General features: G+C 70.4%; 27 protein-coding genes and 1 pseudogene. 18 read left to right on the top strand and 10 right to left on the bottom strand.

All coding sequences use genetic code 11. The features are described from left to right. Nucleotides 1-152 precede the first annotated feature (152 nt). Complete coding sequence (locus ABD901_RS01585) at nt 153-1,229, top strand: hypothetical protein (RefSeq protein WP_345120358.1); 1,077 nt, start codon at nt 153-155, stop codon at nt 1,227-1,229. A gap of 67 nt (nt 1,230-1,296) precedes the next feature. Here the strand turns inward: ABD901_RS01585 and ABD901_RS01580 are convergent, their stop codons facing one another. The 4 genes from ABD901_RS01580 to ABD901_RS01565 form a co-directional block, all read right to left on the bottom strand. Further along, nucleotides 1,297-2,775, bottom strand: a complete 1,479-nt coding sequence (locus ABD901_RS01580; protein WP_345120357.1) for a S8 family peptidase — start codon at nt 2,773-2,775, stop codon at nt 1,297-1,299. Between the two features lie 241 nt (nt 2,776-3,016). Then, entirely contained in the window at nt 3,017-3,580 is a 564-nt protein-coding gene (locus ABD901_RS01575; RefSeq protein WP_345120356.1) for a Uma2 family endonuclease, read from the bottom strand. Between the two features lie 110 nt (nt 3,581-3,690). Then, on the bottom strand, nt 3,691-3,930 hold the full coding sequence (locus ABD901_RS01570; RefSeq protein WP_345120355.1) for a tautomerase family protein: 240 nt from the start codon (nt 3,928-3,930) through the stop codon (nt 3,691-3,693). 13 nt (nt 3,931-3,943) lie between these two features. Further along, nucleotides 3,944-4,642: an SDR family NAD(P)-dependent oxidoreductase gene (locus tag ABD901_RS01565; RefSeq protein ID WP_345120353.1), complete on the bottom strand. Its 699-nt coding sequence runs from the start codon at nt 4,640-4,642 to the stop codon at nt 3,944-3,946. An 83-nt stretch (nt 4,643-4,725) separates the two neighbouring features. On the opposite strand from ABD901_RS01565, the gene ABD901_RS01560 reads away from it, so the two are divergent. Beyond that, nucleotides 4,726-5,352 carry a TetR family transcriptional regulator C-terminal domain-containing protein gene (locus tag ABD901_RS01560; RefSeq protein ID WP_345120351.1) on the top strand — a complete coding sequence of 209 codons (627 nt, stop codon included), beginning with the start codon at nt 4,726-4,728 and terminating at the stop codon, nt 5,350-5,352. A 26-nt stretch (nt 5,353-5,378) separates the two neighbouring features. Here ABD901_RS01560 and ABD901_RS01555 read toward each other — a convergent pair whose 3' ends face one another. From ABD901_RS01555 to ABD901_RS01540, 4 genes are all read right to left on the bottom strand, one after another. Continuing rightward, nucleotides 5,379-5,519, bottom strand: a complete 141-nt coding sequence (locus tag ABD901_RS01555; RefSeq protein ID WP_345120349.1) for a hypothetical protein — start codon at nt 5,517-5,519, stop codon at nt 5,379-5,381. 52 nt (nt 5,520-5,571) lie between these two features. Next, nucleotides 5,572-6,369, bottom strand: a complete 798-nt coding sequence (locus tag ABD901_RS01550; protein WP_345120347.1) for a hypothetical protein — start codon at nt 6,367-6,369, stop codon at nt 5,572-5,574. A 185-nt stretch (nt 6,370-6,554) separates the two neighbouring features. Continuing rightward, nucleotides 6,555-7,322 carry a VOC family protein gene (locus ABD901_RS01545; RefSeq protein ID WP_345121107.1) on the bottom strand — a complete coding sequence of 256 codons (768 nt, stop codon included), beginning with the start codon at nt 7,320-7,322 and terminating at the stop codon, nt 6,555-6,557. Between the two features lie 52 nt (nt 7,323-7,374). After that, nucleotides 7,375-8,250, bottom strand: a complete 876-nt coding sequence (locus ABD901_RS01540) for a serine hydrolase (RefSeq protein ID WP_345120345.1) — start codon at nt 8,248-8,250, stop codon at nt 7,375-7,377. A 75-nt stretch (nt 8,251-8,325) separates the two neighbouring features. Here ABD901_RS01540 and ABD901_RS01535 point away from each other — a divergent pair, with 75 nt between their 5' ends. Continuing rightward, on the top strand, nt 8,326-9,174 hold the full coding sequence (locus tag ABD901_RS01535; RefSeq protein WP_425556647.1) for a menaquinone biosynthetic enzyme MqnA/MqnD family protein: 849 nt from the start codon (nt 8,326-8,328) through the stop codon (nt 9,172-9,174). A 32-nt stretch (nt 9,175-9,206) separates the two neighbouring features. On the opposite strand, the gene ABD901_RS01530 is transcribed toward ABD901_RS01535, so the two are convergent. Continuing rightward, complete coding sequence (locus tag ABD901_RS01530) at nt 9,207-10,085, bottom strand: hypothetical protein (RefSeq protein WP_345120341.1); 879 nt, start codon at nt 10,083-10,085, stop codon at nt 9,207-9,209. Nucleotides 10,086-10,332: 247 nt separating this feature from the next. Between ABD901_RS01530 and paaA the strand changes: the two genes are divergently transcribed. The 7 genes from paaA to ABD901_RS01495 all read left to right on the top strand — a co-directional run bounded on the left by paaA (nt 10,333) and on the right by ABD901_RS01495 (nt 15,369). Beyond that, the gene (gene paaA, locus ABD901_RS01525; protein WP_345120339.1) at nt 10,333-11,376 is read left to right on the top strand and encodes a 1,2-phenylacetyl-CoA epoxidase subunit PaaA; all 1,044 of its coding nucleotides are present in this window, start codon (nt 10,333-10,335) and stop codon (nt 11,374-11,376) included. Then, nucleotides 11,321-11,647, top strand: coding sequence for a 1,2-phenylacetyl-CoA epoxidase subunit PaaB (gene paaB / locus ABD901_RS01520; RefSeq protein ID WP_380137361.1), 327 nt, complete (start codon nt 11,321-11,323; stop codon nt 11,645-11,647). Before paaA ends, paaB begins: the two co-directional genes overlap by 56 nt. Then, nucleotides 11,644-12,348, top strand: coding sequence for a 1,2-phenylacetyl-CoA epoxidase subunit PaaC (gene paaC / locus ABD901_RS01515; RefSeq protein WP_345120335.1), 705 nt, complete (start codon nt 11,644-11,646; stop codon nt 12,346-12,348). The genes paaB and paaC overlap by 4 nt, the downstream gene beginning before the upstream one ends. Beyond that, nucleotides 12,342-12,809, top strand: coding sequence for a 1,2-phenylacetyl-CoA epoxidase subunit PaaD (gene paaD / locus ABD901_RS01510; RefSeq protein WP_345121105.1), 468 nt, complete (start codon nt 12,342-12,344; stop codon nt 12,807-12,809). Before paaC ends, paaD begins: the two co-directional genes overlap by 7 nt. A 61-nt stretch (nt 12,810-12,870) precedes the next feature. Continuing rightward, on the top strand, nt 12,871-13,983 hold the full coding sequence (gene paaE / locus ABD901_RS01505) for a 1,2-phenylacetyl-CoA epoxidase subunit PaaE (RefSeq protein WP_345120333.1): 1,113 nt from the start codon (nt 12,871-12,873) through the stop codon (nt 13,981-13,983). A 58-nt stretch (nt 13,984-14,041) separates the two neighbouring features. After that, nucleotides 14,042-14,653 (top strand): ECF RNA polymerase sigma factor SigK, encoded by a 612-nt coding sequence (gene sigK, locus ABD901_RS01500; protein WP_345120331.1) that lies wholly within the window; start codon nt 14,042-14,044, stop codon nt 14,651-14,653. Beyond that, the gene (locus ABD901_RS01495; RefSeq protein WP_345120329.1) at nt 14,650-15,369 is read left to right on the top strand and encodes an anti-sigma factor; all 720 of its coding nucleotides are present in this window, start codon (nt 14,650-14,652) and stop codon (nt 15,367-15,369) included. The genes sigK and ABD901_RS01495 overlap by 4 nt, the downstream gene beginning before the upstream one ends. Here ABD901_RS01495 and ABD901_RS01490 read toward each other — a convergent pair. Further along, a complete protein-coding gene (locus ABD901_RS01490) occupies nt 15,355-16,293 on the bottom strand; it encodes an aldo/keto reductase (protein WP_345121103.1) in 939 nt (312 codons plus the stop codon). The genes ABD901_RS01495 and ABD901_RS01490 overlap by 15 nt on opposite strands. Before the next feature lie 67 nt (nt 16,294-16,360). On the opposite strand from ABD901_RS01490, the gene mqnC reads away from it, so the two are divergent. The 8 genes and pseudogenes from mqnC to nuoE all read left to right on the top strand — a co-directional run. Beyond that, complete coding sequence (gene mqnC, locus ABD901_RS01485) at nt 16,361-17,596, top strand: cyclic dehypoxanthinyl futalosine synthase (protein ID WP_345120327.1); 1,236 nt, start codon at nt 16,361-16,363, stop codon at nt 17,594-17,596. Beyond that, the gene (locus ABD901_RS01480) at nt 17,593-18,285 is read left to right on the top strand and encodes a demethylmenaquinone methyltransferase (RefSeq protein ID WP_345120325.1); all 693 of its coding nucleotides are present in this window, start codon (nt 17,593-17,595) and stop codon (nt 18,283-18,285) included. Before mqnC ends, ABD901_RS01480 begins: the two co-directional genes overlap by 4 nt. 417 nt (nt 18,286-18,702) lie before the next feature. Next, the gene (locus ABD901_RS01475; RefSeq protein WP_345120323.1) at nt 18,703-19,989 is read left to right on the top strand and encodes a geranylgeranyl reductase family protein; all 1,287 of its coding nucleotides are present in this window, start codon (nt 18,703-18,705) and stop codon (nt 19,987-19,989) included. 134 nt (nt 19,990-20,123) lie between these two features. After that, nucleotides 20,124-20,489, top strand: a complete 366-nt coding sequence (locus ABD901_RS01470) for an NADH-quinone oxidoreductase subunit A (RefSeq protein ID WP_345120321.1) — start codon at nt 20,124-20,126, stop codon at nt 20,487-20,489. Nucleotides 20,490-20,493: 4 nt separating this feature from the next. Beyond that, nucleotides 20,494-21,180 carry a NuoB/complex I 20 kDa subunit family protein gene (locus tag ABD901_RS01465; protein WP_345120319.1) on the top strand — a complete coding sequence of 229 codons (687 nt, stop codon included), beginning with the start codon at nt 20,494-20,496 and terminating at the stop codon, nt 21,178-21,180. A 56-nt stretch (nt 21,181-21,236) separates the two neighbouring features. Further along, entirely contained in the window at nt 21,237-21,857 is a 621-nt protein-coding gene (locus ABD901_RS01460) for an NADH-quinone oxidoreductase subunit C (protein ID WP_345121101.1), read from the top strand. Then, nucleotides 21,854-23,170 carry an NADH-quinone oxidoreductase subunit D gene (locus ABD901_RS01455; protein ID WP_345120316.1) on the top strand — a complete coding sequence of 439 codons (1,317 nt, stop codon included), beginning with the start codon at nt 21,854-21,856 and terminating at the stop codon, nt 23,168-23,170. The genes ABD901_RS01460 and ABD901_RS01455 overlap by 4 nt, the downstream gene beginning before the upstream one ends. After that, nucleotides 23,170-23,859, top strand: a pseudogene (gene nuoE / locus ABD901_RS01450) (NADH-quinone oxidoreductase subunit NuoE); the annotation flags it as partial. The gene ABD901_RS01455 and the pseudogene nuoE, both read left to right, overlap by 1 nt. Between the last annotated feature and the right edge of the window lie 3 nt (nt 23,860-23,862).

The raw sequence follows: 23,862 nt of genomic DNA, 5'->3' as shown, positions 1-23,862 counted from the left end.
ACGATGATCTGGCTGGGTTGGTCGATCGGCTCCGTCGCGATCGCCGCACGGATCCGTACCGGGGCCGGCGCGAATATTCGCAGGCGGCCCGCGATCTGGCCGACCGGTGTGCGGCGCTGATCGACGCCGGCGCTGCGGCGACGGTGGTTCCCGTGCTGCGCAAGGCGGTCGACCGGATGACGACCGCGTTGACGTACATGGACGACTCGTCCGGGGTCGTCGGTGACGACCTGCAGCAGATCATGGAGCTGTACGCGCGGGCCTGCATCGCCGTACCCCAGAACCCGAGGCGGCTGGCCGGATGGCTGGTGAAGCTCGAGTGCGACGGCCCGGGCCGGCCGCGGATCGTGCTGCGCGACTTCGCCCCGGCGCTCGGTGCCGCCGGGCTGGCGGAGGTGGAGCGGTTGGTCGCCGATCGGGCCGAGACGGCAGATGCCGAGTCATGGACGGCACGGTTCGCGGTTCGGGATCTGCGCGAGCAGTTGGCCGAGGTGTCCGGTGACATCGACCGGCACGTCCAAGTGCTGGCCGAGCATCTGACCAGCGCCGTGCAGTACGCGCGGATCGTCGACGCTCTGCGTGCGGCCGGCAGGACGGTGCAGGCGATTGTCTGGGCGCAGCGCGGGCTTTCGGAGAAAGCCGGTTGGCCACACGCCGACCAGCTCCGCGACACGCTGGTGGCGTTGCTGCTCGAACAGGGTGACAGCGAAGCCGCATTGGCGGTACGGCAGGCGGAGTTCGAGCGGCACCCGACGTTCGATGCCTTCCGGGCATGGGTGAGCACCGCAGTGCAGGCCGGTGCCGCCGACCCGACATCGGCGGCGGTCGAGGGGCTACGTCAGCGCGTCGCGGAGCAGCCCAGCTACGTGTCCGAACTGGTCGACGTGCTCACTGCGGTCGGCGCTCACGGCGAGGCCTGGGCGGTCGGCCGGGCCAACATCGAGCGGCTCGGGCGGCAGCGTTGGGCCGGCCTGCTCGACCAGCGGCGCACGGCCGAGCCGGCCGACGTGATCGAGCCGTACCAGGACCTCATCGAGGAGCAGGTCCGCGACAGCGGAGACAAGCACCGGTACCGACGGGCGCTGCCGCTGCTCTCGGCCTTACGGGCGGCCTGCCGGGCGGCTGGACAGGACGATCGGTTCGCCGCCTACCTGGCCGACTTCCGCGACCGGCACCGCCGCAGGCCGACACTGATCAAGACACTCGACGGAGCCGGATTCCACGCGTAGGAAGTGTGCTCCGGGGTTGGGGTCGCCGGCCTCGTGGGCCGGCGACCCCACCGTGGTACTGCTGGTGCTATCGCACGGGGTTGTACGCGTTGACCTCACCGGCACCGTAGAAGCCGTTGCGGTTCCCGCCCGAGCACGTCGCCTCGAAGCCCTGCAGGAGAGGCACCGGGTTGTACACGCCGCTGGGGCAGGCAAGCGCGTCGGCGGTGCGCTCCAGCCAGGACGCCAGGGCCCCCGGCTGCATGCCCGGGTGGGCGGAGAGCGCCAGTGCTGCGACACCGACCGCGTGCGGCCCGGCCATCGACGTGCCCTGCTTGTAGCCCCAACCGTTGGTCTTCGTCGCGGTGTTGAAGGTGGTCGACAGGACCGCGTCGGTCAGCGTCGACGGGGAGCCGAGGTTGCGGAACCGGGTGTCGCCACCGGGCGCCGCGACGTCCACGACCCCTTGGCCGTACGACGAGTAGTAGCTCTTCAACCGGGTCGGACCGACCGCCGACACGGTCACCACGCCGGGCGCCTCGGCCGGCAGGTCGAGGCAGGCGCCCGTGATCGTGCGGTCCTCGACCGGGAAGCTGCCGTCGTTCGGGCTGCCGGCGTCGACGAACTTGTGCTGCAGGTCGACGTTGGAGTTGCCCGCCGAGGCGATGTTGAGCACGCCCTTGTTCTGCGAGTACCGGATCGCGCGCTGGACGGCCGTCCAGACCGGGCGCTGCCGCACGTCGTTACGGCAGTTGCACTCCCACGGGTCGATGAAGTAGCTGTTGTTGGTGATCTGCATGCCGTGGTCGGCGGCCCAGAGGAAGCCGCACACCGCGGCCTCCGGGTAGATGAAGCCGTCGTCGTTCACGACCTTCACGGAGGCGACCTTCACCCCGGGGGCCACGCCGGCGACGCCGATACCGTTGATCGCCGCGGCGATCGTGCCGGCGACGTGCGTGCCGTGGTCGGAGGTGGTCGGGTTCCAGGCGGCCTCGGCCGTGTCCACCGCGCCGCCGATGCAGGACGCGCTCTTGTCCTTCGCGATCTGCGTGGCGAGGTCAGGGTGGGTGCTGGAGATACCGCTGTCGAGGACGCCGACGACCACGTTCGGGCTGCCGGTGGTGACCTTGTGCGCCTGCGGAACGTTGATCTGGGTCATGTCCCACTGCTGGCCGAACAGCGGCTCGCCGGTCGGGTCGCCGGTGGTCTGCTGCGCGGCGGGGTCGGCGACCTCCACGGTGGCGCTGTCCTCGAGCGCGGTGCCCAGGCCCGCGGTGGACGCGACGGCGTCCACGCCCGCACCCGACACCGCGGTCGCGAACGACGGGTTGGTCGAGCGGGCCACGAGCACGCCGATCTGGTTGTAGTTCGCGACGACCGTGCCACCGGCGGCGACGACCCGGTCGGCGGCTCGAGCTGTCGAGTGACCCTTTGGAGCAAGCACGATGTAGGAGTTTTCCGGTCCTGCCGCCAACGCCTGCGTTGGTAACGCTGCGGCGGTCAGGACGCCGGCACCGACCGCGGCGGCGGACGCCGCTGCCAGTGCCTTGCGACGAGAGAGTCTCACGGTGCACCTTTCCGTCGCACTGTCCGATCGACGTCGCGCTGTAACGCCACGTCCGCGAACCAGCGGCGTCGGGCAGCCTGGCGTTACACCAGCACGTGACGCTGGACGGTGATCGGGGGTGCCGGGCGGCCGGACAGGGCGATCCGTTCGCCGCCTACCTGGCCAATTTCCGCAAGCGAGGCTCGTCGCCGGCCTCATCTCCGGTGCTGTCAGGCCCCGGCCGCGCCACGATGATCGTCGGCTACCAGTCCAGCAACGTGTTGGGATCGATCTGGAAGGCGAAGGGCCCGTCGAACGTCAGCGTCTCGCCTCCGGCAGCGACCGCATGGGGCACGTAGTGATCACCCTCGAGGCGGAACAGCCGCAACGTCACCGATTCGAAGTCGGCCAGGTCCGGCTCCACAAGCAGATACCAGCCGATTCTTGCCACGGCGTAGAAGTGCATCTTCTGCACCCGGTCGGTCGACGCATTGCTGGGCGAGACGATCTCGCAGATCAGAACGACCTCTGAGGCATCGACAATCCCGCTCTTCGGGTCGGGGCTGGCCACCACCAGGTCCGGTATGACGATCCGGCTGCTACCCAGGCGCACGTTGGCCGCTTCGTATGCCCTGAGTCCTGCCGCCCGGGCCGCCGGACGGACCACGGCCATCAGGAGGTAGGAGATGTCCTGATGAGGAAGGCTCGGCGCCGGGCTCACCCACAGACCTCCGTCGATCAGCTCGACCCGATTAGGCGTCTCACCGAGCGCGAAGTATTCGTCCTCGCTCCAAGGTCCGAAATGATCAAGCACGGCCACGCTCATGCGACTCACCTCCCTGGCTGGTGCCAACACAAGTCTGCCATGTGGATCGCGACGGACGGACCGGCGACGGACACACCGTGACGCCCTGGTGTGTCCGTCGCTCCACCGGGTTATTTCGCCTGTTCAGCGGCCCGTTGCTTGCGGTACTCCTGGACCGGGAGGCCGCCCCAGCCCCAGTTCTGGGTCTCGACCTCCTCGATCACGACGAAGGTCGCGCTCAGGGGCTTCTTCAGCACGTCGAGCAGCACCTGGCTCACGCCCTTGATGAGCTCCGCCTTCTCCTCGGCGGTCGCCGCGTCCGCGCCCGGCGTGGTGCCCTCTTTGGTGATCTGGATGGTGACGATCGGCATTGCTGCGCTCCTCTCAGTGACCGGCGTTCTGGCCGCCGTCGACGTGCAGGATCTCGCCGGTGACGAAACCGGCGGACTCGAGGTAGACGACCGCGTCGACCACGTCGCTCGTCTCGCCCATCCGCCCGACCGGGTGCAGGCCGGCGAGGGTCGCGTGCGTCTCAACCGGGTGCATCGGGGTCTTGATGATGCCCGGCGCGACGGCGTTGACCCGCACTCCGCGGCTCGCGTACTCGATCGCGAGCGACTTCGTGGCCGAGGTGAGGCCGCCCTTGGTCAGCGAGGCGAGCACCGAGGGCACGTTGGAGTTGGGCTGGTCGACGAAGCTGGTCGTGATGCTCACGATGTGCCCGGCGCCGGTGGCCAGCAGGTGCGGCAGCACGCGCCGCGTGAGCTGGAAGAACCCGGCCAGGTTGACCCCGGTGATCAGGTCGTACTCCTCGTCGGTGTACTCGGTGAACGGCTTGGCGACGAACACGCCCGCGTTGTTGATCAGCGTGTCGATGCGCCCGAAGCGCTCGATGGCCGCCCCGACCACCCGCTCGGCCGTGCCGGCGTCGGCGATGTCGCCGCGGACGGTCACGATTTCCGGGTCGGTGGCCTCGTCGATCGTGCGCGAGGTGGCCACGACGCCGTAGCCGAGCTTGCGGTACGCGTCCACGAGCCCCGCCCCGATGCCCTGCGACGCCCCGGTGATGACTGCAACCTTCATCGTGGTTCTTCCCTTGTCTAGTGAGATAGTAGACGACCGGTCTACTACGGAAGCTAGACGACCGGTCGAGTATTCTCCAAGGTGTGGGAAGAACGAGTGACGCGCGGAACAAGATCCTGGCGGCCGCCGCGGCCCTGATCGAGCAGCGCGGCTACTGGGCCTTGGGCGTTGCGGAGATCTGCGCCGCCGCGGGCGTGCCGAAGGGCAGCTTCTACTACTTCTTCGAGTCCAAGCAGGCGCTCGCGCTGGCCGTGATCGACGAGCACTGGGAGACCCAGCGCCGCCAGTGGGAGGCCCTGCTCGGCAGCGACCGCGACCCACTGCAGCGCCTGCGCGACCTGTTCGAGGCCACCGAGGAGGTGCAGCGCGCGAGCCGGCGCAAGGCCGGCCTGGTCGCCGGCTGCCTCTTCGGCAACCTCGCGCTGGAGCTCAGCAACCAGGTGGAAGAGGTCCGCCTGCGCCTGCAGGAGATCTTCGAGGCCCAGATCGACCTCATCGAGCGGGTCGTCGCCGAGGCGCAGGCGCAGGGCCTGGCCGCCGCGTCGATCGACACCCGCGAGGCGGCGCGCTCGATCGTCGCCCAGATCGAGGGCCTGGTACTGCTCGCGAAGCTCCTGAACGACCCGGCCCAGCTCGAGTCTTTGTGGCGCAACTGCCTCGACCTGCTCCAGGCGCCCCGCCCTGCCGCACTGGACCCCGGCCGTCCGTGAGGGCGACCGGGGTCCCAACTGCTGGGTCAGGCGACTTGGATCTTGGTGCTGGTGGCCGACTGGAACATGTCCTGCTGGCCGGGGTAGTACGCGCGCCAGTAGCCGGGCGCCGGGTGGTCCAGGGTGGTGTTGAAGTAGTAGCTGCTGTCGGTCTGGATCGTGGTCACCGTGGTCCACGGGGCCTTGCCGGTCGGCGAGTACTGGAGCTGGACCGGCGCGTTACCGGGGGAGAAGCGGTCGAACTGCAGGTAGGCCGCTCACCGTGACGGTGCCGTCGTCGTTGCGGTAGGCGCTGAACTCGTTGAACGAGACTGCCTGCAGTACCACGATGCCGGCCGACTTCTGGATCACCGTGGCGATGAACGGGTCGTTCGGGTTCAGGCCGACCTGGTAGTGACCCGAAGCGTAGGGCGTGACCTGCAGTGAGTAGCGGCCCTCGGCATCGGTCATCGGGTAGTCGACCGAGTTGCAGGACGGATACGCGTCGGCGCAGAAGAGGATGCCGAACTGCTTGTTGGCCAGCGGGACCCAGCCGTCCTTCGAGCGCCAGGTGAACTGGCCGCTCAGCGTGATGGTGTCGCCGGCGTTCACGCGGGTCTTGCTGACCTTGGCGGTCGCGCGCGACGCGGCCGGGGTGAGGCCGATCGGCAGGTCCGGCGTGTTGCTGCCGATGTAGCCGAGGTGGTTGGGGTCGTAGGAGAAGTAGGCGTAGACCCAGCCGGCGTCGTCGAGGTGCAGCGGGCCGGAGAAGCGGCCGTTCGCGCCCGTCGTGACCTCGGTGAAGTCGCCGGGGTACGCGGAAAGCTGCACCGGGAAGCCGGCGAGCGCCTCCACGTGGGCGTCGCCGGGCCAGCGGCCGAGCAGGCGGCCGGACAGCGTGACCTCGCGCTTGTAGTAGGTCACCGTCGCCGGGCGGACCTTCGCGTCCTCGAAGTACGTGGCCACCATGTAGGCGAGGTCGCCCGCGTACTGCTGCAGGACGTGCTGGCCGTCGCGGTCGGTGACCTCGACGTCCACCCGATAGCCGCCGAGCTGCGGGATCTGGAACCGGTCGGCCGTGACCCAGATGCGGCGATGGCCAGGGCCATGCCGAATCGCCGCACGTGTCCTCCCCGTGAGGTGCAGCCGATCGCGGGCCGATGCCCGCTGCGCCGGACAGTAGCGCAGCGCCGCAATGATCGGCGTCCATTTACGCCAGGGGGTCAGCCCAGGAGGTCGCGCAGCTCGGGGAGCATGTCGATGGCCAGGAACATGCCGCCGGTCGGGTCCATGACCTGCGCGGCGAAGCCGATGCCGGCGTCGATCGGGCCGGCGAGGACCCGGCCGCCGAGCTCCTGCGCGCGGGCCACGAAGCCGGCGCAGTCGTCGATGGCGAAGATCGTGCGCCAGTGCTGCGGGGTCTCGGGCGGGTACTGCTCGCCCATCGGGCTCATGCCGCCGACGACGCGGTTGGTAGAGATCCACTCGTGGTACTCGTGCTCCTCGACCGCCGTGCCCTGCTGCTCGGTCCAGCCGAACACCTTGCCGTAGAACTCGGCCGCGCCGGCGATGTCGCGGGTCACGGTCTCGCTCCAGCAGATCGCGAAGGACTCGTTGGCGACCTGGGCGCCGGCGAAGCGGCCGCGCTGCCAGGCGCCGAAGACCGCGCTCGCCGGGTCGACGAAGAGGGCGGCCCGGCCGCGCCCGGCGAGATCCGCGGGCGGCTGCAGTACCGTGCCGCCGGCGGCGGTGACCAGGGCCGCGGTGGCCTCGACGTCCTCGGTCGAGACGTACGTCAGCCACGCCGCCCGACCGCCCGGCGCCGGTGCGAGGCCCGCGACCGCGAGGCCGTGCAGCAGGAACGTGGTGGTGCCGTCCTCCGCGGGCTCGGCCGTCCAGCCGAAGAGCTCGCAGTAGAACCGCGTCGCCGCGGCCGCGTCGCCGCTGCTCAGCACCGACCAGCACGGCGTCGCCGGGGCATACCCTCGCACTCGCAACCTGGCTGTCCTCTCTGCGGCAGGGAGGACAGGGTACATCCCGATCTCAGTGCTTGGTCAGCAGCTGTTTGGTCACCTCGCGGCACGTTTTGACCCCGTAATCCTTGCCCAACGAGCTGGGGTAGTGCGCCATGATCCCGAGGCTCCAGCCGTCGCCGACCGCCATGCACGCGATGTGCCACTGCCCGTCGTCGCGGGCGAGCCAGCCGTTCTTGATCGCGGTGGTCTTCTGCACGTCGGCCGGTAGCACCTCGATCGGCCCGAACCGCCCCGGACCGCGCACGTTGCGCATCTCGTTCAGCAGCCAGCCGGTCCACTTCGGGCCCGCCGCCCGCCCGTCGCCGATGCACTTGGCCAGCCGGGCCACGTCCCGCGCCGACATCTGCGTCAGGCTCCAGGAGTTCTGGGTGCCCTTGGTCTCGGTGAGCCCACAGAGCGTGATCATGCGCCTGATGGACGTGAGATTGCCGTTCTGCACGTGGTACTTGAACGTGTTCTCGGTCTCCGAGTCGCGGATCATCCGGCTCAGCTCGGCCAGCGCCGTGCTGCTGGGCTGCTTGTTCTGCTCGCCCTGGCGGCGCAGCCAGTCCGCGGCCACCCAGGCCTTCGCCATCGAGGCGGTGTCGCTCGTCGTGTACGGCGTCGAGCCGTACATCTGATCCGTCTTGTGGTCGTAGTACGCCCACGACCAGAAGCCCTTGACGTTCATCGTCACCGGCTGCGTCGGCGTGAACAGCGGCCCGGTGAACGAGGGCGACGGCGCCGCGCTCGTGCTCGCCGCGTCGCTCGGGGTCGCGTCGGCGGCATCGGAGGCGTCGGCGGCTGTCACGTGGCCGTCCGGCGCCGGCTTCGTGCACCCGGACACGAGCAGCAGGACCGCCGCCGCCAGAGCAGGGCCGATCACAGCGAGGGGGCGTCGCATCCCACGAGGGTAGCGGCTGTGACAATGGCCGCCCTGCCCCGCGTGGACGGCCGTGATTGGGGCACCATGGGCGTTGTGCCTGCACTGCAGCGGCCCCGCGTCGGCCACATCCAGTTCCTGAACTGCCTGCCCATCTACTGGGGCCTGATGCGTTCGGGCGCGCTGATCGACGTGGACCTGCACAAGGACTCCCCGGAGCGGCTGAACGCGGCCCTGGTCGCCGGCGACCTCGACATCGGCCCGATCTCGCTGGTCGAATACCTGCGCAACGCCGAGGACCTGCTGCTCCTGCCGGACCTCGCGGTCGGCAGCGACGGTCCGGTGCTGTCCGTGAATGCCGTTTCGACGGTACCGCTGGAGTCGCTCGACGGCCGTCGCGTCGCGCTCGGCGCCACCTCGCGCACCGGCGTCCTCCTCGCGCAGATGTACCTGGAGTCCCGCATCGGCGTGCACCCCGAGTACTTCAACAGCCCGCCCGACCTGGCCCGCATGCTCGACGAGGCCGACGCCGCCGTGATCATCGGCGACGTGGCCCTGCGCGCGATGCACGACGCGCCGCAGCACGGCTGGCAGGTCACCGACCTGGGCCTGGCCTGGCGGGAGTGGACCGGCCTGCCGATGGTCTTCGCCGCCTGGGCGGTGCGCCGGGACTTCGCCGAGGCCCACCCCGGCCTGGTCAAGGACGTGCATGAAGCCTTCCTTCGCTCGCGCGAGCTGTGCCTGACCGAGCTCGACGAGGTCGCCGCGGCGGCCGCCCGCTGGGAGACGCTCTCGGCCGAGACCCTCGCCACGTACTTCCGCGTGCTCGACTTCTCGCTCGGCGAGCGCCAGGTCGCGGGCGTGCGGGAGTTCGCGCGGCGCGCGGCCGAGCGCGGCGCCGTGCCCCCGCTGCCGCCGGGTGGCCCGGCCTTCTTCGAGGGCTGACGCGCTGCCGCGGCCGCCGCGCGGTCGGGCCGTCAAGCCTGGAGCTGCTTCGTGACGCTCGAGCAGATGTCGTGGCCGTATTCCTCGCCCTTCGACGTGGGATAGACGGTCAGGACGCTCAGGACCCAGTCCGTGCCGATCGCCAGGCAGTTCACGTGCCACTTGCCGTCGCTGCGGGCGATCCAGCCGTTCTTCACCGCCGTGCCGGCCTGCTCCGCGGCGGGCAGGGCCGGGGTGATGCCGAACTTCTGGTCCTTCTCGACGTTGCGCATCTCGTTCAGGACCCAGTCGGTCCACTTCGATCCGGCCGCCCGGCCGTCGGCGATGCAGGCGCCCATGCGCGCGGCGTCGCGGGCGGAGACCAGGGTGCTGGCCCAGTCGATGTACGCCTTCGAGTCGGTCAACCCGCAGAGCTGGACCAGGCGGGAGATGCTCGCCGACTTGCCGTCGAGGCCCCAGAAGTACGAGGCGGCGGCGTTGTCGCTGTTGCGGATCATCGTGGTGAGCTGCGAGAGGTTCGACTTGCTCGGGTTGGGGTTGCGGCGCAGGTAGTCCGACGCCAGCCAGGCCTTGATCATCGAGGCGGTGCGCTGCGTGGTGCTCGCGTTGGCCGAGCCGGCCATCGTGCCGGTGCGGCGGTCGAGCACCGTCCAGGACCAGAAGCCGGTCGCGTTGACCGTCACGGGGGCCGGGTGCAGCAGCGCGGGCGGGAGGGTCGGTGCCGTCGGCGCGGCCGGCGCGGCCTTGCGGGTCGGAAGCTCGCTCGCGGCGGGGCTTTCGGCGATCGACGGCGCCGGTGCGGCGGCGCCGGAGTAGCTGTCCAGCAGGTCGCCGCCCCACACGAACGACACGCCGACCAGCAGGGTGGCGACGAGCAGTATGAAGACGGTGAATCCGACGCGCTTACGCATTGGGTCGGTGATCCCTCCCTGGCGGTCGGCCTCCATCCCACCGGCCGCCGGTCATGAGCAGGTGTTGCCGGCGTTAACACGTCGTAAGCGATCCCTGCCTCACCCGACGCGAGTGACGTTTGCCCGATCAGTCTCTCGTCCAACCGTCTGAGCCGCAGCCCGGACGTGCTCAAAAGTCCCTGGTAAATCGCTCGATGCCGTATGACACCTTGTTGCACGAAGTGCCGGTGGCTGTAACACTTGGGACGTGTACGGCAACGACTTCGCCCCGCTCCTCGAGCAGGTCGACAGCGCCGAGCGGGACCTCCACGCGGCCTCTGAAAGGACCGTGGAGCCGGGCGGTGAGCTGCAGGAATACTTCGACGCGATCGTGGCGGCCGATCAGAAGATCGAGCCGCGAGACTGGATGCCCGAGGCCTATCGCAAGACCCTGATCCGGCAGATCGCGCAGCACGCGCACTCGGAGATCATCGGGATGCAGCCCGAGGGCAACTGGATCTCGCGCGCGCCCACGCTCAAGCGCAAGGCGATCCTGCTGGCGAAGGTGCAGGACGAGGCCGGGCACGGGCTGTATCTCTACGCCGCGGCCGAGACGCTCGGCATCTCCCGCGAAGAGCTGGTCGAGATGCTGATCGAGGGCCGCCAGAAGTACAGCTCGATCTTCAACTACCCGACCCTGACCTGGGCGGACATCGGCGCCATCGGCTGGCTCGTCGACGGCGCGGCGATCGTCAACCAGGTGCCGCTGTGCCGCTGCTCCTACGGGCCGTATGCGCGCGCCATGATCCGCATCTGCAAGGAGGAGTCGTTCCACCAGCGGCAGGGGTACGAGATCCTCCACACCCTGTCGCACGGCACCCCGGCGCAGCGGGAGATGGCGCAGGATGCGGTGAACCGCTGGTGGTATCCGTCGCTGGCGATGTTCGGCCCGCCCGACGGCGACTCCACGCACTCCGAGCGCTCGATGGCCTGGAAGATCAAGCGGTTCACCAACGACGAGCTGCGCCAGCGCTTCGTCGACATGTGCGTGCAGCAGGCCGGCGTGCTCGGCCTGGAGCTGCCCGACCCCGGCCTGCGCTGGAACGACGAGCGCGGCGCGCACGACTACACCCAGCCGGACTACGACGAGCTCATGCGCGTGATCAAGGGCGAGGGCCCCTGCAACCGCCAGCGCATGGCGCACCGCCGCCGCGCCTACGAGGACGGCGCCTGGGTGCGAGAAGCCGCCCAAAAACATGCCGAGAAGAAGGCCGCCCGCAAGCACGCCGAGAAGAAGGCCGCCCGTGTCTGAGCCGCTCTGGGAGGTGTTCGTGCGCCCCCGCCGGGGGCTGTCGCACGCGCACGTCGGCTCCCTGCACGCACCCGACGCCGAGATGGCGCTGCGCAACGCCCGCGACGTGTACACCCGCCGCCAGGAGGGCGTGTCGATCTGGGTCGTGCCGGCCGCCGCCATCACCGCGAGCAGCCCCGACGAGAAGGACGCGTTCTTCGCGCCGGCGGCCGACAAGGTGTACCGCCACCCGACGTTCTACGACGTCCCGGAAGGTGCGGAGCACATATGAGCAGCGTGGAGCGGGTCCTGGAGCTGGGTGACGATGCGCTCGTCGCGGCGCAGCGCCTCGGCGAGTGGTGCTCCAGTGCGCCCGAGATGGAGGAGGACATCGCGCTGGCCAACATCGCGCTGGACCAGCTCGGCGCCGCGCGGCTGCTGCTGACCTACGCCGGGGAGCTGGAGGGGCGCGGGCGCGACGAGGACGACCTGGCCTTCCTGCGCGAGGACCGCGAGTTCCGCAACGTCCTGCTGGTCGAGCTCGACAACGGCGACTTCGCGGTGACGATCGGCAAGCTGCTGTTCCTCGCGATCTTCCAGCGGATGTTGTACGACCAGCTGCGCGCCGGCGACGACCCGCGCCTGGCCGGCATCGCCGCGAAGGCGCGCAAGGAGTCGGCCTACCACGCCGAGCACGCCGCGCTGTGGGCCGTGCGCCTCGGCGACGGCACCGAGGAGTCCCACCGCCGCATGCAGGCGGCCGTCGACGCCCTGTGGCCCTACACGCACGAACTGTTCGAGGGCGACGCCGCCGGGCTGCGCGAGGCCTGGCTGGCCGAGGTCGACGAGGTGCTGTCCGAGGCGACGCTGACCAGGCCGGCCGACGGCTGGGCGCCCTCCGGCGGGCGGCAGGGGGTACACACGGAGGCTCTGTCCAAGCTGCTCGCCGAGATGCAGGTCCTGCACCGCGCACACCCCGGGGCGACCTGGTGAGCGCGCGCGAGCTGGTGGCCGCGGTGCGTGACCCGGAGCTGCCGCTGGTCACCATCGAGGAGCTGGGCATCCTGCGCGGCGTCGCCGAGCACGACGGGCACGTCTCGGTCACGATCACCCCGACGTACTCCGGCTGCCCGGCCATGGACGCCATCCGCGCCGACATCGCCGCGGCGCTGGCCGCCGGCGGGTACGACGACGTGGAGGTCGGCACCGACCTGGCCGAGGCCTGGACGACCGACTGGATCACCGAGTCCGGCCGGGCCAAGCTGGCCGCGGCCGGCGTCGCACCGCCCGAGCCGGCCGCCGGCACGTCGGTGCGCCTGACCCTGTCGGTGCGCTGCCCGCGCTGCGGGTCGCTCGAGACCGAGGAGCTGTCCCGGTTCGGCGCCACCGCCTGTAAAGCACTGTGGCGCTGCCGGGCCTGCCGGGAACCGTTCGAGCGGGTGAAGGCGATATGACCTGCAGGGCCCTGTGGCGCTGGCGGGAATGCCCGCAGCCTGCTGAGCGGGTGAGGTGGATATGACCGTCTCCGAGATCCGCCGACCCGTGAAGCGCCGGCCGATGTTTCACCGCCTCGCGGTGCTGGACGTCGAGCGGCTGACCGACGACGCCGTCGCCGTCACGTTCGACGTGCCCTCCGACCTGCGCGAGCTCTTCGCCTTCCGGGCGGGGCAGCACCTGACCGTGCGGCGGCATACGGGCTCCGAGGAGATCCGGCGGTCGTACTCCATCTGCTCGACGCCCGCGCTGCTGCGCGACGAAGGGGTGCTGCGGGTCGGCATCAAGCGGGTCGCCGGCGGTGCGTTCTCCACCTATGCGCTGGCCGAGCTCGCGCCCGGCGACGAGATCGACGTGCTGCCGCCGCTCGGGCACTTCACCACCGCGTTCGAGCCGGGCCGGGCGCGGCACTACGCGGCGATCGTGGCCGGGTCGGGCATCACGCCCGTGCTGTCGCTGGCCGCCACCGCGCTGCAGACGGAGCCCGGGAGCCGGGTGACGCTGGTGTACGGCAACCGCGCCGCCGGCACCGTGATGTTCGCCGAGGAGCTGGCCGACCTCAAGGACCGCTACCCGCAGCGGCTGCACGTGATGCACGTGTTGTCCCGCGAGGCGCAGGAGTCGCCGCTGCTGTCCGGCCGGCTGGACGAGGCGCGCATCGGCGCGGTCCTCGACGCGCTGCTGCCGGCCGGCACGGTCGACGAGTGGTTCCTGTGCGGGCCGCACGGCATGGTGCTGGACGCGAAGGTGGCGCTCAGCGTGCGAGACGTCGAGGACTCCGCGGTACACACGGAGCTCTTCCACGTCGATGACACACCCCCGGTGGCCCGGTCGGCGGCGCCGGAGGTCGCGGAGGCGGGCGCCGAGGTGAGCATCGTGCTCGACGGGCGGGAGTCCTCCTTCACGATGGCCCACGACGAGCGGATCCTCGACGCGGCGCTGCGGGCCCGCCCCGAGCTGCCGTACGCGTGCAAGGGCGGCGTCTGCTCGACCTGCCGGGCCAAGGTCGTCGACGGGCGGGTCGAGATGGCGCGCAACTTCGCACTCGAGCCCGATGAGCTCGAAGCCGGATATGTCCTGACCTGTCAGTCGATGCCGATCACGGATCGGGTCGTGGTCGACTTCGACGCATGACTTGGGGTAGTCCCAGCAACGCACCCATCCGGCGCCCGGGCGGCTCCGAATGAGCGACATGAGACCCGAACAGGAGCTGCCGACGCAGCGGCTCGTTGCGGTACCGCCGCCGCAGCAGCGCCCGCCCGACGCCAACGAGCTGCTGACCCGGGTGGCCCGCGGCGACGAGCGGGCCTTCGCCGAGCTCTACGACCTGGTGTCGGCGCGCGTGTACGGGCTCATCCGCCGCGTGCTGCGCGACCCGGCCCAGTCCGAGGAGGTCGCGCAGGAGGTGATGGTCGAGGTCTGGCGCAACGCCGGGCGCTTCGACGCCACCCGCGGCTCCGCCACCGCCTGGGTCTTCACGATCGCGCACCGCCGGGCCGTCGACCGGGTCCGCGCCGAGCAGGCCGGGGTCGAGCGGGTCCGCCGGGTCGCCGCGGTCAGCGCCGAGACGCCCTACGACGACGTCGTGGAGACCGCGACCGCGCGCATCGAGCAGCAGCAGGTGCGCCGGTGTCTCGACGGGCTCACCGAGCTGCAGCGGGAGGCGATCACGCTCGCCTACTACGGTGGCAACAGTTATCGGGAGGTCGCGGATCTCCTCGGTACGGCGCTGCCGACGATCAAGACGCGAATGCGCGACGGCCTCATCCGCATGCGGGACTGCCTGGGGGTGACGTTGTCATGACCGGGACCGTGGACATTCACGCGCTGGCCGGCGCCTATGCGCTCGACGCGGTCGACGACATCGAGCGCGCCGCCTTCGACCGGCACCTGCGCGACTGCCCGTCGTGCGTCGTCGAGGTCGCCGAGATGCGCGAGACGACGGCCTGGCTGGCCCAGCCCGTCGCCGAGGCGCCCCCGCCGCGCATGCGGGAGGCGGTGCTGACCCAGATTCGCGGTACACCTCAGGAACGAGAGCGACGCACCACGGCCGCGGCCGGGCGCGCGAACCGCGGGCGGCTGCTGCGCTGGGCCGTCTCCGGCGTCGCCGCGGCGGTCCTCGCGGCCGGCGCGGGCGTCGGGACCTGGGTCGTCGCGGAGCAGCAGATCGCGGCCGAGCGCGCGGCACAGGCGAACATCGACGCCGTCCTGGCGGCGGCCGACGCCCGCCTGGTCAAGCAGGAGGTGCAGGGCGGCCACGTCAACATGGTCGTCTCGCCGGCGCGCAACGCCGCGGTGGCCGTGCTCGACGGCCTCACGGCGCCGGGCGCCGACAAGGACTACCAGGTGTGGATGATCGATCCCGACACCACCAGCTACCGCAACGTCGGCCAGACCGCCAAGGGGTCGGGGCGCTTCTACATCCAGGGCCTGGCGCCCGTCTTCGGGGTCAGCGTTGAGAAGGCCGGCTCCAAGCCGAAGACCCCGAACCAGGTCGTGGGCCGGCTAGATATCCGCTAGGGCTGCCATGTCGTCGGCGGTGGGCTGCCAGCCCGCCGCCGCGACGTTGGCCGCGACCTGCTCGGCCGAGGTGGCGCCCGCGATGACGCTGGCCACGGTCGGCTTCGCCGCGAGGCCGCCGATGGCCACGGTCAGCAGGTCCACGTCGCGCTCCTCGGCGAAGGCGGCGAGGCGCTCGATGCGGTCCCAGGGCGCGTCGGCCAGCACCCGCTCGAAGCCCTCGCGGGCCAGCCGGGAGCCCGCCGGCGGTGCGTCGCCGCGGCGGTACTTGCCGGTCAGCAGGCCCAGCTCCAGCGGGAAGAAGGGCAGCATGCCGAGGCCGAAGCGCTCGAGTGCTGGCACCAGATCCGTCTCCACGCCCCGCTCCAGCAGCGAGTAGCGGTTCTGCGCGCTGACGAACGGGGTCAGGTGCCGGGTCTCGGCCGTCCAGGCCGCGTCGGCGGTCTGCCAGCCGGAGAAGTTCGAGTGGCCGAGGTAGCGCACCTTGCCCGAGCGCACCAGGTCGTCCAGCGCGGCCAGAGTCTCCTCGATCGGGGTCTGCGGGTCGGGCCGGTGCAGCTGGTAGAGGTCGATGTAGTCGGTGCCGAGCCGGCTCAGCGAGGCCTCGGCGGCCCGGACGATGTAGCGCCGCCCGCCGCGGGCGCCCCAGTCCGGCCCGTAGGCGCCGCGGGTGTCCATGCCGAACTTGGTCGCGATGATCACCTCGTCGCGCCGCTTGCCCAGGGCGGCGCCGAGCGCCTCCTCCGACGCGCCGGCCGTGGCGCCGTACACGTCCGCGGTGTCGAACAGCGTGATCCCGTGGTCGAGAGCGGCGCCGACGACCTCCGCGGCGCGGGTCGCGTCGATCCGCCCGCCGAAGTTGTTGCAGCCGACGCCGACCACCGAGACGGTCAGGCCCGAGCGCCCGAGGCGCCGATAGCGCATGTCAGTCACTCTCGTGATCCTAGGCACGCCCGCTCGACGGCAACCCGCCTCTGGGTACGCTCTGGGTGTGACGAATCCGGTGATCAGCGAAGTCCTGCAGCGTGGCGCCGACGGCGGGCGCATCTCTGCGGAGGAGGCGCTGCTGCTGTACACGGACGCGCCGTTCCACGAGCTCGGCGAGGCCGCCGACGCCGTGCGGCGCCGCCGCTACCCGGACAACATCGTCACCTACATCATCGACCGCAACATCAACTACACGAACGTCTGCGTGACGGCGTGCAAGTTCTGCGCGTTCTACCGGGCGCCGAAGCACGCCGAGGGCTGGACGCACGGCACCGAGGAGATCCTGCGCCGCTGCGCGGAGGCGGTCGACCTCGGCGCCACGCAGGTGATGCTGCAGGGCGGGCACCACCCGGAGTACGGCGTGGAGTACTACGAGTCGCTGTTCTCCGCGGTGCACACCGAGTTCCCCGACCTGGTCATCCACTCGATCGGCCCGTCCGAGGTCCTGCACATGGCCAAGGTCTCCGGCGTCTCGATCGACGAGGCGATCACCCGGATCAAGGCCGCCGGCCTCGCCTCCATCGCCGGCGCCGGCGCGGAGATGCTGCCGGACCGCCCCCGCACGGCGATCGCGCCGCTCAAGGAGTCCGGCGCCCGCTGGCTGGAGGTCATGGCGGCCGCGCACCGCCAGGGCGTGTCGTCGACCGCGACGATGATGATGGGCACCGGCGAGACCAACGCCGAGCGCATCGAGCACCTGCGGCTCATCCGGGACGTGCAGGACCTCGCGGTCGCCAACGGCTACTCCGCCGACGCGGACCTGGCCGGGACCGTCGGCGGGTTCCGCTCCTTCATCCCGTGGACCTACCAGCCGGAGAACAACCACCTCAAGGGGCGCACGCAGGCGACGAGCCTGGAGTACCTGCGCCTGGTCGCCGTGGCACGCCTCTTCTTCGACAACATCGCGCACCTGCAGTCGTCCTGGCTGACCACCGGCAAGGACGTCGGCCAGGTCTCGCTGCACCTCGGCGTCGACGACCTCGGCTCGATCATGCTCGAGGAGAACGTGATCTCCTCCGCCGGCGCCAAGCACCGCTCCCGGCTGACCGAGCTCGTCGAGATCATCCGCGGCGCGGATCGCATCCCGGCGCAGCGCGACACGCAGTACCGTCACATCAAGGTCCACTGGACCGAGGCCGACGACCCGACCGACGAGCGCGTGCAGTCGCACTTCTCGTCGATCGCCATCCCCGGCGGCGGCACCGGCCGCTCGCTCCCGCTGACACCGGTGAACTCATGACACGCGCATCGCTGGCCAAGGAGCCGCACGAGGTCGCGGCCATGTTCGACGGCGTGGCCCGCCGCTACGACCTGACCAACACCGTTCTCTCCGGCGGCCGCGACCGCATGTGGCGCCGCGAGACGCGCCTCGCCCTGGGCCTCAAGCCCGGCGAGAAGGTCCTCGACCTGGGCGCCGGCACCGGCGTGTCGACCCTCGAGCTGGGCCGCTCCGGCGCCTACGCGGTCGGCGCCGACATCTCCGTCGGCATGCTGCAGGCCGGCCGCGAGAAGCGCCCCGAGGTCCCGCTCCTGGCCGCCGACGCCCTGCACCTGCCGTTCGACGACGAGACCTTCGACGCCGTCACCATCTCCTTCGCCCTGCGCAACATCGCCGACACGGACGCCGCGCTGGCCGAGATGGCCCGCGTGACCAAGCCCGGCGGCCGCCTCGTGGTCTGCGAGTTCTCGACCCCGACCTGGCGCCCGTTCCGCGCGGTCTACCAGGGCTACCTCGTCGGCGCGCTGCCCCAGGTCGCGAAGCGGGTGTCGAGCAACCCGTCCGCCTACGAGTACCTGGCCGAGTCGATCCGCGCCTGGCCCGACCAGGAGGGTCTGGCCGCTCGGATCGGCGCGAACGGCTGGCGCAAGGTCGCCTGGCGCAACCTGACCGGCGGCGTGGTCGCCATGCACCGCGGCTTCCGCGTCTAGCGCCGGGTTTGCCCCGGTTTTTGTGAGAAGTCGGGCGTTGTTTCACGTGAATCGGACTTATGCCCTGTCGAACGGGCGCCGCGGCTCATAGGTCGACCGCGAGGCGCCCAGTGGGGAAGGACACGTCCGCGGTCATCACGGGGCCCCTGGGCGCCGCCAGGCGGAGCAGGGCCACGTCCACGGTTACCCAGGATTGCCGCCTGGTGACGGCCTGTCGACGTGCAGGCTATGGCTGTGGACAACGCCGGCCGCGTCGGGTGAGGCGGTTCGGGTGGTGACGGCACGGGTGAAAAATTAGGGTCGCCTTACCGGCAGCGGGGCTGTTCACGGTTCTAGACTGCTCCACGGATGACTTTGTGAAGACTTTCACGAACGCGAAACGAGTGGCAGTTGAACGGGCAAGGGGGTGTGACGGCCGTGACCGACACCGGGAAAGATGCGGACGTCATCGTGGTCGGCGCCGGGCCGGGCGGGTCAGCGGCGGCGTTCCACCTTGCCCGGCACGGGCTGCGGGTCCTGGTGCTCGAGAAGACCGAGTTCCCGCGCGAGAAGGTCTGCGGCGACGGGCTCACGCCCCGCGCGGTGAAGCAGCTCATCAAGATGGGCATCGACACCACCGAGGAGAAGGGCTGGCTGCGCAATCGCGGTCTGCGCGTCATCGGCGGCGGGGTGCGCCTCGAGCTTGACTGGCCCGACCTCGCGAGCTTCCCGGACTACGGGCTGACCCGCACCCGGATGGACTTCGACCACATGCTCGCCACCGCCGCGACCGACGCGGGTGCGGTGCTGCGGAGCGGGACGAACGTCACCGGGCCGATCCTCGACCGCACCGGCCGCGTCGTGGGCGTCACCGCCACCGGGCCGGGCAGGACGGCTGAACAGGAGCCGCTGGAGTTCCGCGCGCCGCTGGTCATCGCCGCCGACGGGGTCTCCGGGCGGTTTGCGCTCGCGCTGGGCATCGCCAAGCGCGACGACCGGCCCATGGGCGTCGCCGTCCGGCAGTACTACCGCAGCGAGACGCGCCACGACGACGACTACCTCGAGTCGTGGCTGGAGCTGCGCAGCCGGGAGTCCGGCGACAAGCTCCTGCCGGGATATGGCTGGATCTTCGGGCTCGGCGACGGCCGGGTCAACGTGGGCCTGGGCGTGCTGAACAGCAGCGTCGCCTACGGCAAGACCAACTACAAGACGCTGCTGGCCGACTGGCTGGACAACACCCCGGCCGACTGGGGCCTGTCCGACCCGGCCAACGCCGACGGCAAGGCACAGGGCGCGGCGCTGCCGATGGGGTTCAACCGCGTGCCGCACTACTCGCGGGGCGTGCTCCTCGTCGGTGACACCGGTGGCATGGTCAACCCCTTCAACGGCGAGGGGATCGCCTACGCCATGGAGTCCGGCGAGCTGGCGGCGGAGATCGCCATCCAGGCGCTGGCCCGCCCGCAGGGCACCGCGCGCGAGCGCGTGCTCGCCAACTACCCGTCCGAGCTCAAGGCCCGCTACGGCGGGTACTACCGGCTCGGCAACGTCTTCGTGAAGCTCATCGGCAATCCGCAGGTCATGCGGATCGCCACCAAGCACGGCATGCCACACCCGACCCTCATGCGGTTCGTGCTGAAGCTCCTCGCCAACCTCACGGACCCGCGCGGGGGCGACGCGATGGATCGCGTGATCAACGCCATGACTCGGCTGGCACCGGCCGCCTAGCCCCCAAAGGCGCTGGCCAAAGCCGCATTTGGGGTGCCCCGGACGAAGCCGTCCAGGTATCACCGAATAGTGTTTAACCGCACCGCTTACGCACTTGAGCGGCCCCGGGGCCGCCGAAAGGACGGAGCAGCACGATGTCGCTGGCGCCGTATGTACCGATTCTCGGGCTCTTCGCCCTAGCCGCCGCATTCGCACTGTTCTCGGTCGCGGTCGCCCCGTTCGTCGGGCCGCGGCGGTTCAACAAGGCGAAGCTGGACGCCTACGAGTGCGGCATCGAGCCCACACCGCAGCCCGTCGGCGGCGGTCGCTTCCCGGTCAAGTTCTACCTGACCGCGATGCTGTTCATCGTCTTCGACATCGAGATCATCTTCCTGTACCCGTGGGCCGTGAACTTCGACGCGCTCGGCCTCTTCGGGTTCGTGGAGATGGTGCTGTTCATCGTCACCGTGTTCGTCGCGTTCGCCTACGTGTGGCGCCGCGGCGGGCTGGATTGGGACTGAAGCCATGGGCATCGAGGAAAAGGTACCGAGCGGCGTCCTGCTGACGACCGTCGAGAAGCTGGTCAACTGGTCACGCAAGGCGAGTTTCTGGCCGGCGACCTTCGGCCTGGCCTGCTGCGCCATCGAGATGATGGCCACCGGCGCCGCCCGCTACGACCTGGCGCGCTTCGGCATGGAGGTCTTCCGGGCGAGCCCCCGCCAGGCCGACCTGATGATCGTCGCCGGCCGGGTGAGCCAGAAGATGGCCCCGGTCCTCCGCCAGATCTACGACCAGATGCCGGAGCCCAAGTGGGTGCTCTCGATGGGCGTCTGCGCCTCCAGCGGCGGCATGTTCAACAACTACGCGATCGTCCAGGGCGTGGACCACATCGTCCCCGTGGACATGTACCTGCCGGGCTGCCCGCCGCGCCCGGAGATGCTCATCGACGCGATCCTGCGCCTGCACGACAAGGTCATGGCCGAGCCCCTCGGTGACCGGCGCCGCCGCGCGATCGAGGCGCGGGTCGAGCGCGAAGGCGCGCCGGTGGTGGCGCCCGGCGCGATGCCGTCGAGCTACCGCTTCGACAAGGCCAAGCGGGCCGAGTGGACCAAGGCCGTCGCCGCGGGCCGCGAGGAGCAGCTGCGCATCCAGAAGTGGATGGAAGAGCGGGCGAACCTGTCGAACCCCGCAACCAAGGGGGGTAACAAGTGACTGAACTAGAGCCGGTAGGCGCTCAGACCCAGCCGTCTGGTGAGGCCGGGCGCGGCATGTTCGGCGTGCATGGCACCGGCGACACCTCGGGCTTCGGCGGCCTGCGCCGCCGGCGCGCGGTCGAGCTCGACTCGCCGCGGCCCTTCGGCGGCGACTTCGACGAGGTCGTCGACGCCCTCGAGGAGGCCTACCCGGGCTTCAACGACGCCATCGAGCGCATCGTGGTCGACCGGGGCGAGCTCACGCTGCACATCGTGCCGGAGCGCATCGCCGAGGTCTGCCAGGCGATGCGGGACGACCCGGCGCTGCGCTTCGAGCTGTGCTCCTCGGTGTCGGGCGTGGACTACCTCGGCTCCGACGGCCGCCGGCTGCACGCGGTGTACCACCTGACGTCCCTGACGTACCGCCGCCGGGTCCGCCTCGAGTCCGCGGTCACCGCCGAGGACCCGCACCTGCCGAGCGTCACGCAGATCTACCCGACCGCGGACTGGCAGGAGCGGGAGACGTACGACATGTTCGGCATCGTCTTCGACGGCCACCCGAACCTGACCCGGATCCTCATGCCGGACGACTGGGAGGGCTTCCCGCAGCGGAAGGACTACCCGCTCGGCGGCGTGCCGGTCGAGTACAAGGGTGCGGAGATCCCGCCGCCGGACCAGCGGAGGAGTTACCAGTGACCACCGACTACGCCGCCGCACGCGAGACGACCGAGGGCAAGGTCTTCACCGTCACCGGCGGGGACTGGGACACGGTCGTCAACGAGGCCGGTTCCGAAGAGCGCATCGTCGTCAACATGGGCCCGCAGCACCCGTCCACGCACGGCGTGCTCCGCCTGGTCCTCGAGCTCGAGGGCGAGACGGTCACCGAGGCGAGGACCGTCATCGGGTACCTCCACACGGGCATCGAAAAGAACCTGGAGTTCCGCAACTGGACCCAGGGCACCACCTTCGTGACCCGCATGGACTACCTGGCGCCGATCTTCAACGAGACCGGCTACTGCATGGCGGTGGAGAAGCTCCTCGGCATCGAAGACCAGATCACCGACCGCGCCAGGACGATCCGTATCCTCATGATGGAGCTCAACCGGATCGCCTCCCACCTGGTCTGGCTCGCCACGACCGGCATGGAGCTCGGCGCCCTGTCGATGATGATCTACGGGTTCCGCGAGCGCGAGTACATCCTCGACATCTTCGAGATGATCACCGGCCTGCGGATGAACATGGCCTACGTGCGCCCGGGCGGCGTCTCGCAGGACGTGACCGAGGAGGCGCTGGTCAAGATCCGCGAGCTGCTCGGCTGGATGCCGGACCGCATCGACATGTACGAGGACCTGCTCTCCGGCAACACGATCTGGCGCGAGCGCACCCAGGGTGTCGCGGTGCTCGACGTGACCGGCTGCCTGGCGCTGGGCATCACCGGCCCGGTGCTGCGCTCGGCGGGCCTCGGCTGGGACATCCGCAAGCAGCAGCCGTACGGCGGCTACGAGACCTACGACTTCGAGGTCCCGACCGAGTCGACCGCCGACGCGTGGGGCCGCTACCAGGTCCGGCTCAACGAGATGCGCCAATCGCTGCGGATCGTCCAGCAGGCGATGGACCGCCTGGAGCCCGGCCCGATCATGATCGCGGACAAGAAGATCGCGTGGCCCGCGCAGCTCGCCGTGGGCGGCGACGGCCTCGGCAACTCGCTGGAGTACGTCGCGAAAATCATGGGCCAGTCGATGGAGGCCCTGATCCACCACTTCAAGCTGGTGACCGAGGGCTTCCGGGTGCCGCCCGGCCAGGTGTACGTGCCGATCGAGGCGCCCCGCGGCGAGCTCGGCGTGCACGCGATCTCCGACGGCGGCACGCGCCCCTTCCGGGTGCACTACCGGGAGCCCAGCTTCGTCAACCTGCAGGCGATCCCGGCGATGGCGGAGGGCGGCCTGCTCGCCGACGTCATCGTCGGCGGCGCCTCGCTCGACCCCGTCATGGGTGGGTGTGATCGTTAATGGTGTTCAGTGAGGTCACGCGCGAGCGCGCGCGTCAGATCATCGCGCGCTACCCCGAGGGCCGCTCGCGTTCCGCGCTGCTGCCGCTGCTGCACCTGGTGCAGTCGGAGGAGGGCTACGTCTCCCCGGACGGCATCGCCTTCTGCGCCGAGATCCTGGGGATCACCAAGGCCCAGGTGGGCGCGGTCGCGACGTTCTACACCATGTACAAGCGCAAGCCGACCGGCGACTGGCTGGTGAGCGTCTGCACCAACACGATGTGCGGCGTGCTCGGTGGCGACAAGGCCTACGAGGCCCTGAGCGAATACCTCGGTGTCGGGCACGACGAGACGACGACCGACGGCAAGATCACCCTCGAGCACGCCGAGTGCCTCGCGGCCTGCGACTACGCGCCGGTCATGACGGTCAACTACGAGTTCTTCGACCAGGTGACCGACGACACCGCGCTGACGCTGGTCAAGCAGCTGCAGAACGGCGAGCGCCCGCAGCCCAGCCGCGGCACCCGCCTGTGCACGCTCAAGGAGATGGCGGTGCAGCTCGCGGGCTTCGCCGACGACCGGGGCGACGAGGTCATGGCCGACGGCCCGGCCGGCGAACCCACGCTCGCCGGCAACCGGCTCGCGGAGCGCTTCGGGATCGCGGTGCCGGGCTTCGACCCGCAGACGCCCATCGCCAAGAAGGACGAGGCGAAG

The sequence above is a fragment of the Dactylosporangium darangshiense genome (assembly GCF_039537565.1).
Taxonomy (GTDB): domain Bacteria; phylum Actinomycetota; class Actinomycetes; order Mycobacteriales; family Micromonosporaceae; genus Dactylosporangium; species Dactylosporangium darangshiense.
The sequence above is the reverse complement of the archived record's forward strand: the minus strand, read 5'-3'. Positions and strand labels throughout refer to the sequence as shown.